At 71.6% G+C, this 13282-nt stretch carries 12 protein-coding genes; 9 read left to right on the top strand and 3 right to left on the bottom strand.

Going from position 1 to position 13282, the window contains the following annotated elements; genetic code table 11:
* Positions 1-24 precede the first annotated feature (24 nt).
* A complete protein-coding gene (locus ACWEF2_RS20565; RefSeq protein WP_453817393.1) occupies positions 25-1974 on the top strand; it encodes a hypothetical protein in 1950 nt (649 codons plus the stop codon).
* 195 nt (positions 1975-2169) lie between these two features.
* Complete coding sequence (locus ACWEF2_RS20560; RefSeq protein ID WP_453817391.1) at positions 2170-5127, top strand: ATP-binding protein; 2958 nt, start codon at positions 2170-2172, stop codon at positions 5125-5127.
* Between the two features lie 35 nt (positions 5128-5162).
* Here the strand turns inward: ACWEF2_RS20560 and ACWEF2_RS20555 are convergent, their stop codons facing one another.
* Positions 5163-6362: an RNA-guided endonuclease InsQ/TnpB family protein gene (locus ACWEF2_RS20555; protein ID WP_453817389.1), complete on the bottom strand. Its 1200-nt coding sequence runs from the start codon at positions 6360-6362 to the stop codon at positions 5163-5165.
* A gap of 42 nt (positions 6363-6404) precedes the next feature.
* Here ACWEF2_RS20555 and ACWEF2_RS20550 point away from each other — a divergent pair, with 42 nt between their 5' ends.
* The 3 genes from ACWEF2_RS20550 to ACWEF2_RS20540 all read left to right on the top strand — a co-directional run bounded on the left by ACWEF2_RS20550 (position 6405) and on the right by ACWEF2_RS20540 (position 8757).
* Entirely contained in the window at positions 6405-6599 is a 195-nt protein-coding gene (locus ACWEF2_RS20550) for an Arc family DNA-binding protein (protein WP_453817387.1), read from the top strand.
* 162 nt (positions 6600-6761) lie between these two features.
* Positions 6762-8051, top strand: coding sequence for a MurT ligase domain-containing protein (locus ACWEF2_RS20545; RefSeq protein WP_355597932.1), 1290 nt, complete (start codon positions 6762-6764; stop codon positions 8049-8051).
* On the top strand, positions 8041-8757 hold the full coding sequence (locus ACWEF2_RS20540) for a type 1 glutamine amidotransferase (RefSeq protein WP_453817384.1): 717 nt from the start codon (positions 8041-8043) through the stop codon (positions 8755-8757). The genes ACWEF2_RS20545 and ACWEF2_RS20540 overlap by 11 nt, the downstream gene beginning before the upstream one ends.
* Before the next feature lie 172 nt (positions 8758-8929).
* On the opposite strand, the gene ACWEF2_RS20535 is transcribed toward ACWEF2_RS20540, so the two are convergent.
* Positions 8930-9292: a DsrE family protein gene (locus ACWEF2_RS20535; protein ID WP_453817382.1), complete on the bottom strand. Its 363-nt coding sequence runs from the start codon at positions 9290-9292 to the stop codon at positions 8930-8932.
* A 146-nt stretch (positions 9293-9438) separates the two neighbouring features.
* Here ACWEF2_RS20535 and ACWEF2_RS20530 point away from each other — a divergent pair, with 146 nt between their 5' ends.
* The 4 genes from ACWEF2_RS20530 to ygfZ all read left to right on the top strand — a co-directional run bounded on the left by ACWEF2_RS20530 (position 9439) and on the right by ygfZ (position 12319).
* A complete protein-coding gene (locus ACWEF2_RS20530) occupies positions 9439-9948 on the top strand; it encodes an FABP family protein (RefSeq protein ID WP_453817380.1) in 510 nt (169 codons plus the stop codon).
* A 38-nt stretch (positions 9949-9986) separates the two neighbouring features.
* The gene (locus tag ACWEF2_RS20525; protein ID WP_453817378.1) at positions 9987-10292 is read left to right on the top strand and encodes a DUF2470 domain-containing protein; all 306 of its coding nucleotides are present in this window, start codon (positions 9987-9989) and stop codon (positions 10290-10292) included.
* 606 nt (positions 10293-10898) lie between these two features.
* Complete coding sequence (locus tag ACWEF2_RS20520) at positions 10899-11312, top strand: Fur family transcriptional regulator (RefSeq protein ID WP_355597922.1); 414 nt, start codon at positions 10899-10901, stop codon at positions 11310-11312.
* Positions 11313-11332: 20 nt separating this feature from the next.
* On the top strand, positions 11333-12319 hold the full coding sequence (ygfZ, locus tag ACWEF2_RS20515; protein ID WP_453817376.1) for a CAF17-like 4Fe-4S cluster assembly/insertion protein YgfZ: 987 nt from the start codon (positions 11333-11335) through the stop codon (positions 12317-12319).
* A gap of 82 nt (positions 12320-12401) precedes the next feature.
* Here the strand turns inward: ygfZ and ACWEF2_RS20510 are convergent, their stop codons facing one another.
* The gene (locus tag ACWEF2_RS20510) at positions 12402-13223 is read right to left on the bottom strand and encodes a hypothetical protein (RefSeq protein WP_453817375.1); all 822 of its coding nucleotides are present in this window, start codon (positions 13221-13223) and stop codon (positions 12402-12404) included.
* Positions 13224-13282 lie beyond the last annotated feature (59 nt).

Here is a 13282-nt window from a genome sequence, read left to right as displayed (position 1 = left end):
CGAGAGCCCTATGGCGGAGGTTCCGTGGCGGACGTGCATCCCGAGCATGCGCAGCTCCAGGCGGACCGGATCTACCTGGGCTGGCAGTATGCCCTGCTGCACCCTGATCCGGGTCCGGCACCCAGGCGCCCCTCTCCCGTCGACGAGGCCGTCGAGCAGGTCGATCCCGAGTGGATGCGCAGGGAGCGGCTCAACGAGGACCTGCTGAACCGGCCGGTGAAGATCTTCCGGACGCTCATGGCCGGGCTCGCCGCACTGATCCTTCTCCTCGGCCTCACCGAGCTGCTGAGCTGGTCGTTCGCCATCCTGGGGCTGATCGCCTCCGGAGGCGTGGCGGTGTTCTGCAGCTACGCGATCCACCAGGGTGACCGGGCGGTCCGCCACCGTATCCGGGAGCACCAGGCGGTCGGGGACCGGCGGCGCGAGGAACGCGACAGGGAGCTCTTCCACGCCCAGGAGGAGCACGCCGCCCGCTATCGGGAGTGGGCCGAGAAAAAGGAACGCTACGACCGGCAGCTCACCTGGTACGCCGTGACCGTGCCGGATGAGATCGACCGGATCGACGTGGCCGGGGGCACCCTGCCCGGCTGGTCGGCGTTGATCACCCTGCTCGGCGCCACCCGCCTCTACAGCGGCGGTCACCTGACCGTGCTCGACCTGTCCGAGGGCGCGATCGCCAAGGACCTCGTCGAGCTGGCGCGCAGGGGCGGTGACGATCCGCTGGTCTGGGTGCTGCCGGTGGACCTCCCCAGGCTCGACCTGGGGGCGGCGCTCTCCCCCGAGGCCTTCGCCGACGTGCTCGCCCACGTGGTGAGCGTCAGCGAGGAGCACCGTACGACCAGGGACCTGTCGTTCGACAACGCGATCCTGGAGCGGGTCCTGGGGGTCCTCGGCGCGAGCGCCACGATCAACCAGGTCACCGCGGCTCTCCGGGCGCTGGCCCAGGTCGGTGATCCGCGCGACGACCTCGGGCGCGGCCTGATCACCGCGAGTCAGCTGGAGCGGATCGGCACGCTGTTCGGGCGGGGGGTCAGCGACCGGGTGGTGATCGAGCGCGCCTGGGCGCTGGAGTCGCAGCTGCGCAAGCTGGAGACCCTCGGCTCCGAGGCCGTACGGCTGCCGCCCGCGCGCCTGCGGGTGGTCTCCATGGACCGGCAGGCCGGCGTGTTCGGCAACCGCGTCCTCGGGACCTACGTGACCACCGCGCTCACCCACATCCTGCGCCAGTCGCCGGCCTCGGAGCGGCCCTGGTACCACACGATCATCGTCGCGGGCGCGGACAAGCTCCGCGGCGACGTGCTCGACCGGCTGATGGACGCCTGCGAGACCTCCAGGACCGGCCTGGTGCTCACCTACCGGTCGCTCACCCCGACCGTGCGGGAACGGCTCGGCCGGGGGCACGCGGCGGTCACGTTCATGCGGCTGGGCAACGCGGAGGACGCCCGGATCGCCAGCGAGCACGTCGGCACCGAGCACCGCCTGGAGCTCGCCCAGCTCACCGAGACGATCAGCGCCGCCGGGGCCGGGCTCGACGGCGGCTACGTCTCCACCGTCGGCCAGGCCGATGACGGAGAGGACGCCCGGGACGTCAACCACGCGGATCTGAGGGAGGACATCACCTTCTCCACCGAGTGGGGACGCCGCGCGACCGAGGCCATGGGCGAGACCGAACGTGTTCTGCACCGTTCGAGGGAGTTCCTGGTCGAGCCGCACCAGCTCCAGCAGCTCCCCACCACCTCGGTGATCGTCACCGACGCCACCGCCCAGGGGCGCAGGGTCCGTCTCGCCGACGCGAACCCGGCCATCCTGACCTTTCCCAAGACGACGCTGGGGGAGTTCGACGAGATCAAGGAGGCCGTGCTGGAACGGGCGGAGAAGGAGGAGGAGAAGAGCCGCGAACCCAGCCTTTTCGAGAACGCGCCGCCCAACCTCGGCCCGCCGCCCGCCAGGCTCGACTGGCGCAGACGCCAATGAAACGCCAATGAAACGTCCGTTTGTGGTAATGGCCTGGTCAATGCGGAGGTGCGATCCCCGAGGAAGGTTCGACCTTGGTTGCCGGGGTACCCCGCCCCCGGACCCCCGCCGGCCGGTACGGCGGGGCGATCCGTGAAGCGTCAACCCCTCAGCCTTGAGCCGGGCCCCCCGGGTGGAGAGCAAATGCAGCCAAGCGTGTCCCGTCCTCCCAATCCCCTGGCCGGTCCCTGGTACCGGATTCAGTCGATCACCGCCCCCTCGCGCAGCTCGTCGGCGGAGTGGGACTTCGTCACGGTCCTGCCCGCCGTGCTCTCCGCCGCCCAGCGGAACCGGCCCTTCGTGGTCGGCTGGCTCTCCCGGGGCTCCGGCGCCCCGCTGGAGCTCGTCACCAACGCCGGGCCGCTGACCCCGCCGCGCCCGCCGCGCCGGGCGGCGGCCGAGGCCGAACCGGTCCCCACCGGCCCCGAGCCGCTGCTCTTTCCCAGCGGTGCCCGGGGGGTACGGATCGGTGACGAGTGGCTCCGCGACCTGTCCGACCTGGCCTGGGCCGTCTGCCCCGGCCGCCAGGCCCCGCCGCTCGGCGGGCGGCGCGAGCCGGACGCCGACGAGACCAAGCGGCCCACGCTGTTCGAGTCCACCCTGGTCACGCTCATGTCGAGGCCCTTCGCCTGGCTGGTGGTGGCCGAGCGGACGGACCTGCTGGACGCGGAGGTGGCGCACCTGCGTACCCAGCTCAACGTGCTGAGGCAGTACGGCGACGCCTCCGAGCGCTCCCGCTACGACGCCGAGCGTGCCGAGCGGCGGATGCAGGAGCTGGACGCCTTCCGGGAGGCCGGGCTCTGGAGCGTGCGGGTGCTCGCCGGTGCCGCGGGGCCCGAGGAGCTGCGGCAGATCGCCCCGGTGCTGGTCGGCTCGGCCGAGATGAGCCACCACCCCTACCGGCTGCGCAGCGCGCTGTCAGGCCCGGTGTACGGCTTCACCGAGGCGCTCTCGGTGACCCTGCAGGACCCGGCGGACGGCACCGCCGCGCCGTTCGCGGCCACCGCGGGCGCGCTGGCCGCGCTGGCCGGTCTGCCCCGCAGGGAGGTGCCGGGGGTCCGGGTGCTCGACGCGGGCTTCTTCGACGTGACCAGCGAGACGGACGTCTCCTCCGGCACGCTCACCGTCGACCTCGGCTCGATCCTGGACGGGCAGGACAGGGCGGTCGGCTCGTTCAGGGTCCCGCTCGCCACCCTGAACCGGCACGCCTTCATCACCGGGGCCACCGGTTCCGGCAAGTCCCAGACCGTCAGGCATCTGCTGGAGCAGCTCACCCGCGCCGGCATTCCGTGGCTGGCCATCGAGCCCGCCAAGTCCGAATACGCCGCGATGGGCGGCCGGGTCGAGCACCTCGCCCCGGTCACAGTGATCAACCCGTCGGCCCCGGACAGCGTGCCGTTCAGCGTCAACCCGCTCGCCCCGGAGCCCGGCTATCCGGTCCAGGCCCACATCGACATGGTGCGGGCGCTGTTCATGGCGGCCTTCGACGCCGAGGAGCCGTTCCCGCAGATCATGTCGCTCGCGCTGCAACGGGTCTACGAGACCAACGGCTGGGACGTGGTCACCGGCTGGGCCGCGCCGGGCGCGGCGGTGCGGCCCGCCGTACCGACGCTTGAGCAGCTGCAGCAGCACGCGATGGACGTGATCAAGGAGATCGGCTACGGCAGGGAGGTCCAGGCCGACGTCGAGGGCTTCATCTCGCTCCGGCTGAGGTCGCTGCGGGTGGGGTCGGCGGGCCGGTTCTTCGAGGGCGGTCACCCCGCGGACATCGGCGACCTGCTCCAGCGGAACGTGGTGCTGGCCATCGAGGACGTGGCCAACGACGAGGACAAGGCGTTCCTGATGGGCACGCTGATCATCCGGATCGTGGAGCACCTGCGGATGCGGGCCAGGAAGGAGCGGAGCAGCGGGCTCCGGCACGTCATCGTGATCGAGGAGGCGCACCGGCTGCTCCGCGACCGAGGCGCCGGACGGGCCAGCACGCACGCGGTCGAACTCCTCGCCGGCATGCTCGCCGAGATCCGCGCGTACGGCGAGGGCATCGTGGTGGCCGAGCAGATCCCCACCAAGCTCGTCTCCGACGTGGTGAAGAACACCGCGCTGAAGGTCGTGCACCGGCTCCCGGCCGAGGATGACCGCCAGCTGGTCGGGGCCGCGATGAACCTCAGCGAGGAGCAGTCCCGGCAGGTCGTCTCGCTCCAGCCGGGGGTCGCGGCGGTCTTCGCCGACGGGATGGACCGGCCGCTGCGGGTACAGGTGCCGCTGGGCGAGCACCGCGAGCGCCTGCTCCCCGGCCACATGCCGCCGATCTGCGGCCGTCGCTCGGTGGCCTGCGGCCAGGAGTGCCGGACCGGCAGGGCGTGCACGCTCGTCGAGCTCCGTGAGGCCGACCTGCTGGCCGACGCGCCCGAGTGGGCTTGGCTGCGGATCTGGACCGACACCGTGGTGCTGGCGTTCTGCACCAACCGGCCGGTGCCCGGCGTGCCGAGGGCGCTGGCCGACCTCTGGGCCGAGCTGCCGCTGCGGCGGCGCGAGTGCCTGCTGGCCACGGCGGTGGAGCGCGGCGTCGGCCGCCGGGCGTGGTCGCTGCGGACCGTCGGCGACCCGGCGAAGCTGACCGAGCAGGTCGCCGCGGCCGCCACCCGGCTGCTGAGTCCCGACAGGGAGTCCGGCGAACGGCCCGGTCCCTCCTGGGTCATCCCGCAGGTCCGCTGGCTGCACGAGGTGGACCGGCTCTTCCCCTACGGCCATCCCGCGCCCAGCCCGCGAGACTCCGCGCCGGTCATGGAGTACAACCTGTTCAACCGTCCCGGAAACGGCACCGAGCTGCTCGGCCACCGGGCCAAGGCGCTCCGCCACCACCCGCTCTCCATGGAGGTGGACCGCAACCGGGCGCTGGCCTGGCGGGCCATCCTCGGCGACGACGAGCACGAGGGCGTGGAGCGGGACATCGTCACGGTCACGATCGGCGTGGACCCGGCCGACCGGCTGCGGCATGTGGCGCAGACGATGGGGGCGGTGTGGATGGAGAGCGTGCTGGCGTGGCCGCACCGGTTCGTGCTGCCGTTCGACGCCGCGTCGCCGGAGACCGCGGAACTGGCTTTCACCGTTTGACGTCCTCCCCTCCCTGAAGGGAGGGGATTCCTGGCTCAGGCAGCCTCCTGGAGCGGCGCTCCAGGAGGTCTTACGCCCTCGACACCAGCCGGGTTGAGACCAGCCCGGACGAGCATCACCCGCGCGGAGTTCTTGTCCCTGGGGGAGGCGGCTCCGCACGTGGTGCAGGTGTAGGTGCGTTCCGACAGCGGCAGCGCGCGCTTGGTTCTCGCTCCGCACCTTCCGCAGTCCATGGTGGTGTGCGCGGGGTTGACCAGGTGGACGGTGCGCCCGTGTTTGCGCGCCATCTCGATCAGCGCGTTCTTGGTGGCGCCGATCGCCGCGTCGGCGGCCTTGCGGGCCATGGTGGAGCGGGCCAGGAACGTCGGCTTGAAGTCCTCCACCGCGATCTGATCGAAGTCCGCCGTCACACGTTTCGCCCATTTGCGGGCGGTGTCCCTCCGCTGCCGGGCGATCTTCTTGTGAACCTTCGCCGCCTGACGCTTAGCCTTCCCGTACCCCTTCGAGGCGGCCTGCCCACGCCTCGGTCTCCGCCGGGCCATCATCTTCTGGTACCGGGCGAGCCGGTCGGCCGCCTTCTTCCCATGCTCGGGGTGGGGCAGGTCATGGTCGTCGCCGGTGGTGGTCGCGGTCTCCGCCACCCCCCAGTCGATCCCGATCGCCCGGCCGGTGGCGGGCAGCGCCTCGGTCCGGGCGGGCACGACGAAGGAGGCGTACCAGTGGCCGAGGCCGTCGCGGTAGACGCGCACACTGGACGGCTCGGCTGGAAGGTCACGGGACCACACCACGGTCAGAGCGATTCCCCCGGCCAGGTGCAGGCGGCCGTCTCTGAGGCGGAACCCGCGCCGCGTGTAGTTCAGCGTCGGCGCGGCCAGGTCCTTCCTCTTGAAGCGGGGCATGCCCGCGCGGCGGCGCAGCGGCAGCTTGGCCTTGATGTCCTTGAGCGCCTTGGCACGGGACGTGCCGAAGTCGCGGATGATCTGCTGCTGTGGTACCGACCCGCCGTCGCGCAGCCACCCGTGCTCGGCGCGCCAGCCGGTCAGCATCTTGTCCAGGGCGGCCGGCCCGCAGTTCTCCCCGGCTTTGTGCGCGGCGCGGGAGGTGGCGACGCACTGGTTCCACACCCACCGGCACCGGTCCCACTCGGCCGTCAGAGCGGCGAGCGCGGTGGACGACACGCGCAGCCGGTAGGTGTACCGGGCGTGCCCGGCCTCCTCCACAACGCCCGGCGCCATCATACGACCATCATACCATCATCTTGGGACTATTATGGTGTCATGGAATCCGAAGTCCGCATCACTCTCAGAGTCCCCGGCGACCTGCACACCCGGCTCACCACCCGCGCCCAGCGCGAGCGGCGCTCACTCAACTCCGAGATCCTCCACCTCCTGGAGGGCGCCCTCACCGCCGATTCCGGCGAATCAGCGACCCCTGCCCCGCTACGCGGGAGGCCGAATTCCTCCCCGGCCTGAAGACCGGAGCATCCCCCGGTTTTCCTGGTGACCTGGCGCGGGCGTCGTCGGACGGTGAACATGCCCAACCACGGCTAGGATCTGCGGCATGAGCGATTCGGCGAAACCGGCCCGTCCGGCTGCCGGGTCGTCCTGTGACGGGCCGCTAGGCGAGGAGACGGCATGACTCAGCTTCCGCTGCGAGCGCAGCTCGCGAGCGCTCTCGGCCGTACGGCCGCGACCCTGTCCAGGGCGACCGGCCGGGGCGACGGATCGGTGATCGGCGGCCGGGTCGGCCTGGCGCTGGAGCCCGACCTGCTGCGTAAGCTCGCACAGGACCGCAAGCTGGCGCTGGTGAGCGCGACCAACGGCAAGACCACCACGACCAGGCTGATCACCTCCGCCCTTCAGGAGCTCGGCGACGTCGCCACCAACGCCTTCGGCGCCAACATGCCCGCCGGGCACGTCTCGGCGCTGTCGTCGGCCAAGCACGCCCCCTACGGCGTTCTGGAGGTCGACGAGAAGTACCTTCCCGAGGTGATCGAGACCACCGGCGCCGGGGTGATCGTCCTGATGAACCTCAGCCGCGACCAGATGGACCGGGCCGGGGAGATCTGGCTGCTGGCCCAGAAGTGGCGGCGGGCGCTGGCCGGCAAGGCCACCCACGTGATCGCCAACGCCGACGACCCGCTGGTGGCCTGGGGCGCCTCCACGGCCGCCACGGTGACCTGGGTGTCGGCGGGGCAGCCGTGGAAGGAGGACTCCTGGTGCTGCCCGGAGTGCGGAGGCCCGCTGGACCGCAAGGGGATGGAGTACACCCCGCCCGGCGGCCACCTGTCGGGCGCGGTCACCTCCCACACGGCGGAGAACGACTGGGCCTGCCGAGAGTGCACCTTCCGGCGGCCCGAGCCGACCTGGTTCCTCGACGACGACGCGGTGATCGACCCGCGCGGACAGCGCTGGGTGCTGAACATCCAGCTCCCCGGCCGGGCCAACCGGGCCAACGCCGTGGTCGCGCTGGCCACCGCCGAGACGTTCGGCATGCCGGTCCAGCGGGCCCTGCCCCGGCTCCGTGAGGTCACCTCCGTGGCGGGCCGCTACACCACGGTCCAGCGGGACGGCAGGCACGCCCGGCTGCTGCTGGCCAAGAACCCGGCCGGCTGGCTGGAGGCGTTCGACGTCCTGGATCGCTCCCTGCCGGTGATCCTCTCGGTGAACGCCCAGGGGCCCGACGGCCGCGACACCTCCTGGCTCTGGGACGTCGACTACCGTGTGCTGCGCGGCAGACCGGTCTACGTGGCGGGGGAGCGGCGGCTCGACCTCGCGCTCCGGCTCGACGTGGCGGGTGTGCCGTTCCAGCTGGCGAACTCCTTCGAGGAGGCGCTCGCCGCGCAGCCGCCGGGCAAGGTCGATGTGATCGCCAACTACACCGCCTTCCAGCAGATTCGATCGGAGTTCGGTCGTGCAGTCTGACAGCGTCCTGCGACTTGTCTGGATTTATCCGGACCTGTTGAGCACCTACGGCGACCAGGGCAACGTTCTGGTCCTGGAGCAGCGGGCCCGGCGCCGCGGCATCGCGGTCGAGACCGTCCACGTGCGTTCGGCGGACCCGGTGCCCGAGGGCGGTGACATCTACCTGATCGGCGGCGGTGAGGACCGGCCGCAGATCCTGGCGGCCGAGCGGCTGCGCCGGGACGGCGGGCTGCAGCGGGCCCTGGCGCGGGGCGCGTCCCTGCTGGCCGTCTGCGCGGGCTACCAGATCATGGGAACCACGTTCGGCGGCGAGGAGGGCCAGCCGGTGGAGGGCCTCGGGCTGATCGACATCTCCAGCGGTCGCGGCACCGGCCGCGCGGTCGGCGAACTGGCCGGTGAGGCCGACTCGGCGCTCGGCATCCCGACGCTGACCGGTTTCGAGAACCACATGGGCGTCACCCGGCTCGGCCCCGGCGTCCGGCCGCTGGCCCGCACCACGGTCGGCACCGGCAACGGCGACGGCACCGAGGGCTGCCACATCGGCAAGGTCGTCGGTACCTACCTGCACGGCCCCGCGCTCGCCCGCAACCCCGGTCTCGCCGACCTCCTGCTGACCTGGGCGGTCGGCGCCCAGCTGCCGCCGATCGACGACACCTGGTTCGAACGGCTCCGCCGGGAACGGCTGGCCGCGGTCCTGCCGCACTGAGAGCCGGCCACGGCGTTGTCCCGGAGAGAGCCGGTACGGTGCCGCCTCGCCGAGAGCCGGCCGTGACGCCGCCCGCGGTCGCCTCCGGGGGACCGCGGGGGACTCCGCGTTCGCGGGACCTTCCAGTCCGTGGAGTGGGGGGTCCCGCGGAGGGCGAGGTGAGGTCCTCCCGTCAGTAGACGAGCGCCTGGACCCCCTCGCCGAAGATCTCCTCGACGAAGGTGGGGGCGCCCGCGATGCGCACGCCCTCGATCACGTCGTCCACCGTGATGTCCCGCCGGGCCGCGCACTGCGTGCAGAGCGTCACCCTGCCCGCGGCGAGCACCGCGTCGAGCAGGTCGCCGAGCTGGGCCGCGTGCGGCAGGCTGAACTCCTTCGTCCGCCCGGGAAGGGCGAACCACGCCGCCTCCCCGGTCAGCCAGAGCGAGACAGGAATCCCGCTGGCCAGCGCGGACGCCGCCACCGTGAACGCCTGGTTGCACCGTTCGGGCGCGTCCGCGCCGACGGTCACCTTGATAACCAGTGATCGTGCCATGCCCGCAGCCTATGCGGCTCCGTGTCACGGGCGCGAGCCGTACCGGGACGGCTCCGGTACGGCGGGCGGTGGGGCGGCCCGGCCGGCGCCGGTGAGCGACGCGTGACCCGGTGAACAACCGTGGCCGCCGCATTAGGCTCGGATCCATGGACGTTCCTGAGCTGCATCCCGCCCTTGAGCAGATCGCCTTTCTTCTGGGCCGGTGGGAGGGCGCCGGAGTGGGTGGATACCCGACGATCGACAGTTTCAACTTCGGCCAGGAGGTCGTCTTCGGTCACAACGGCAAGCCGTTCCTGACCTACACCAGCCGCACCTGGCTCCTTGACGAGGCGGGTGACAAGGTCCGCCCGCTGGGCACCGAGACCGGTTTCTGGCGCAGCCTTCCCGACCGTCAGCTTGAGGTGTGCCTGTCGCATCCGACGGGCATCGTGGAGATCTACTACGGCGAGGTGGTCTTCAACAAGATCGAGCTGCGCACCGACGTGGTCGCCCGCACCACCACGGCCAAGGAGTACACCGCGGGTCACCGTCTCTACGGCCTGGTCAACGGCAACCTGATGTGGGCCTACGACATGGCCGCCATGGGCCGGCCGCTCCAGTCCCACCTCTCCGCCGAGCTCAAGAAGGTGGCCGACTTCGTGCCCGAGGCGGTCTAGGGGTCGGTGTCCGAAATGGACTGGATACGATCGCGGACATGAGTACTCCCTTCACCTCCGACGTGGTTCAGGCCATCAAGCGTCACATGAACGACGACCACGGCGACGACGCGCTGTTGATCTGCAAGGGCCTCGGTGGCCAGCCCGAGGCCGTCAGCGCGACCACGACGGACGTGGACGCCGAGGCGATCGAGTTCGTCGCGGTGGTCGACGGCCGGGACGTCACGGTCCGGGTGCCGTGGAGCACCACGCTGACCGAGCGGGCCCAGGTCCGCAGGGAGGTGGTCCGCCTCTACCAGGAGGCGTGCGCCGCCCTCGGAGTCCCGGCCCGTGGTGAGCACTGAGCGGTCCTGAGCGGAGGCCGTGCCCCCGGGCCGGTGGAGGTCCCGGCCCGGGGCCGATCGACACGGGCCGCGCCCTGGAAGGCTCCCGGGAGGACCTGGGAGGCTTCGGCGAAGCCCGGAGGCGGAGGGGCGCGAGGCGCCGGGGCCGGGGAGTTCCGGAGGGGGCGGGGTCGTGAGAAAGGGGGAACCCCGGGCCTGCTCCTCCCGCGGTGCGGGAGGGCCAGATGGACCAATGGCGGGATCGTGCCCGCCCTCTGGCGGCCCGGGGTTCCGGTGACCGTCGTGGATTCGCCGAACGTCGCCGGACGTCCGGACAGAGTCCGGGGCCGGGGCGTCCTAGCGGACAGCCACCTCGCTAGCCCAACTATGATCAACCATTGTTCGGACCACCTCCTTTCGGCGTGTTCGTACAGTACGAAACTCGTCCGGCCGGAGCAAATGAATATTCGAAGCCGGATATTTCGTCTTACTTCCCCGGCTCTGAGCAGGCCGGATGGGTTCCGAACAGGCTCAGCGGGAGCAGCGCGCCGGCCGTCCCGCCTCCCGCGGCCCGGCCTCGGTGAGGAGACAAACTCGGCGACGCCACAATGCTCTTAGACTCTGGTCATGACCGAGACGTCGTGGCACGAGCAACTGCGGGCGCGTGGTTACCGGGTCACTCCGCAGCGCCAGTTGGTGCTTGAGGCGATCAAGGCCGCCGAGCACGCCACTCCCGAGGAGATCTGCGCCCTGGTACGGCAGACCGCTCGCGGAGTCAACATCTCGACCGTCTACCGGACCCTCGAACTGCTTGAGGAGCTCGGCATGGTCACCCACACGCATCTCGGGCACGGCGCCCCCACCTACCACCTGGCCGCCGACGCCGACCACGTGCACCTGGTCTGCCACGAGTGCGGGGAGATCGCCGAGGCCCGTCCCGAGCTGGTGAGGGAGTTCGCCGACAAGCTCGACGAGGAGCTCGGCTTCGCCGTGGACGTGCACCACCTCACGGTCTTCGGCCGCTGCCGCAAGTGTCGCTGAGGACCTCGTAGGCTTGGCCCATGCGAAGCCCTCTGCTGGACACTCCCGGCGCGGTCGCGGCCGAGACGCCCGACGCCGACGTCGCCGGACACTACGGTGACCCGTTCGCCGAGCAGCGCGCCCTGCTCGCCGGTGAGGCGATGGTCGACCGGAGCAACCGCGAGGTCGTCCGGGTCTCCGGGCCCGACCGGCTGAGCTGGCTCAACAGCCTGAGCTCGCAGAAGCTCGACGATCTGAAACCCGGCCAGGTCACCCAGACGCTGCTGCTGGACGCCCAGGGCAGGGTGGAGCACCACCTCACGCTCGTCGACGACGGCGAGGCCGTCTGGGCGCATGTGGAGCCGGGCACGTCGGCCGAGCTCGTCGCGTTCCTCGACAAGATGCGGTTCATGCTCCGGGTCGAGGTCGCCGACGTGACGTCCGAGTACGCGGTGGTCACCGTGACGGACGTCTCGCGGCTCGGCCTGCCCGCCGGGGCCGTCCCCGTCGGCGACGACGTGCTGCTCCCGCGTGACCTGCTGGCCGAGCGGCTCGGCGGTCTCCGGCTCGCCGGGCTCTGGGCCCACGAGGCGCTGCGGATCGAGGGGCACCGCCCCCGTCTGGGCTTCGAGACCGACCACAAGACGATCCCGCACGAGGTGGGCTGGATCGGCTCCGCCCTCCACCTGAGCAAGGGGTGCTACCGGGGGCAGGAGACCGTGGCCCGCGTCCACAATCTCGGCCATCCCCCGCGCCGCCTGGTCTTCCTGCACCTGGACGGCGGCGCCGACACCCTTCCGCGGCACGGCGCCCCCGTCGTCCACGACGGCACGGAGGTCGGCTTCGTCGGCAGCTCCGCCCGGCACCACGAGCTCGGTCCGATCGCGCTGGCCGTGGTCAAGCGGACCGTCCCGGTGGAGGCCGTGCTCCAGGCCGGCGGGGTGGCGGCCTCCCAGGAGGTCGTGGTGCCGCCGGACGCCGGGCGTAACGTTCAGATCGACCCGTCGCTCCGCCGCCGCATCCGCTGAGACCCGATCCGCGCGGACCCGATCCGTGCAGGCCCGATCCGCGCGGACCCGGCGGCGCTGGGAGGCCGGGCCCGCGCGCGGGTCAGTTCTTCGCCCAGACGGCCGTGTACCGGCCCTCCTCCGTGTCCAGCCGTACGGGGAAGAAGCCCTTGGCCTTCAGGTCGTCGAAGCGCCGCTGGTAGCCGCTCGCGCTCATCCCGGTGTACTCGTACCAGGGGGCGCCGCCGTCCTTGACCCATACGGTCGTGTAGGTGCCGCCAGGGCCGACCGAGACCAGCGAGGGCTTCTCGCCCCTCTTGGTGCGGGCGGCGAACTCCGCGGCGTGCCCGGCGAGGGTTCTGCCCGTGGTGACGGACCAGCTCTGCGAGCCCTGCGTCCAGACGGCGACGTAGCGCGGGTTGTCGGCGGTGCCGTAGACGTTCGCCGCGGTGAGGACGTAGCCCCGCCGGGCCGCGTCCGCGTTGGCCGCGGTGAACCGGTCGGTGCCGATGTCGTGCTTGGCGAAGAACCGGCCGGGCACCTTCTCGAAGATCGCGGCGAAGACGGCGTCGCCGCCGGAGCCGGTGGCGCTCACCGACGTCGGACGGTAGCCCCGGGCGAGATGGTCGTTGAAACGTTTCTGGTAGCCGCTGGACGACATGCCCTGGATCATCGCCCAGGCCGGACCGGGGCTCTTGGCCCAGACGGCGCCGTAACGCGGCGAACCCGCGTTGTCCACGGTGAAGGTGATGGGCCGGTAGCCCTGGCCGCGCAGAGCCTGGAAGCGCTCCGTCTGCTGATCGCCGGTGACGCCGTGGTAGGCGGCGATCGCCGGTCCGGCCTGCGCGTGGACCGCGGGGGCTCCCGCTGTGACGAGCGCGGCGGCGGTGATGGACGCGGCGGTGACGGACGTGAAGGTGCGCATGACCCTCCCCAGGGGTAACGGCTCTCCTGATGATTCATCACGGACAAGCCGTGACCCTA

The organism is Streptosporangium sp. NPDC004631 (assembly GCF_053601935.1).
Note: the sequence above shows the minus strand (reverse complement) of the source record. Positions and strands in the feature narration are given on the sequence as shown.

Coding starts and splice junctions, on each gene's coding strand:
- ACWEF2_RS20520 (WP_355597922.1), top strand. CDS start 10,899: ATGACCGAGACGTCGTGGCACGAGCAACTGCGGGCGCGTGGTTACCGG.
- ACWEF2_RS20545 (WP_355597932.1), top strand. CDS start 6,762: ATGACTCAGCTTCCGCTGCGAGCGCAGCTCGCGAGCGCTCTCGGCCGT.
- ACWEF2_RS20555 (WP_453817389.1), bottom strand. CDS start 6,362: ATGGCGCCGGGCGTTGTGGAGGAGGCCGGGCACGCCCGGTACACCTAC.
- ACWEF2_RS20510 (WP_453817375.1), bottom strand. CDS start 13,223: ATGCGCACCTTCACGTCCGTCACCGCCGCGTCCATCACCGCCGCCGCG.
- ACWEF2_RS20525 (WP_453817378.1), top strand. CDS start 9,987: ATGAGTACTCCCTTCACCTCCGACGTGGTTCAGGCCATCAAGCGTCAC.
- ACWEF2_RS20530 (WP_453817380.1), top strand. CDS start 9,439: ATGGACGTTCCTGAGCTGCATCCCGCCCTTGAGCAGATCGCCTTTCTT.
- ygfZ (WP_453817376.1), top strand. CDS start 11,333: ATGCGAAGCCCTCTGCTGGACACTCCCGGCGCGGTCGCGGCCGAGACG.
- ACWEF2_RS20535 (WP_453817382.1), bottom strand. CDS start 9,292: ATGGCACGATCACTGGTTATCAAGGTGACCGTCGGCGCGGACGCGCCC.
- ACWEF2_RS20550 (WP_453817387.1), top strand. CDS start 6,405: ATGGAATCCGAAGTCCGCATCACTCTCAGAGTCCCCGGCGACCTGCAC.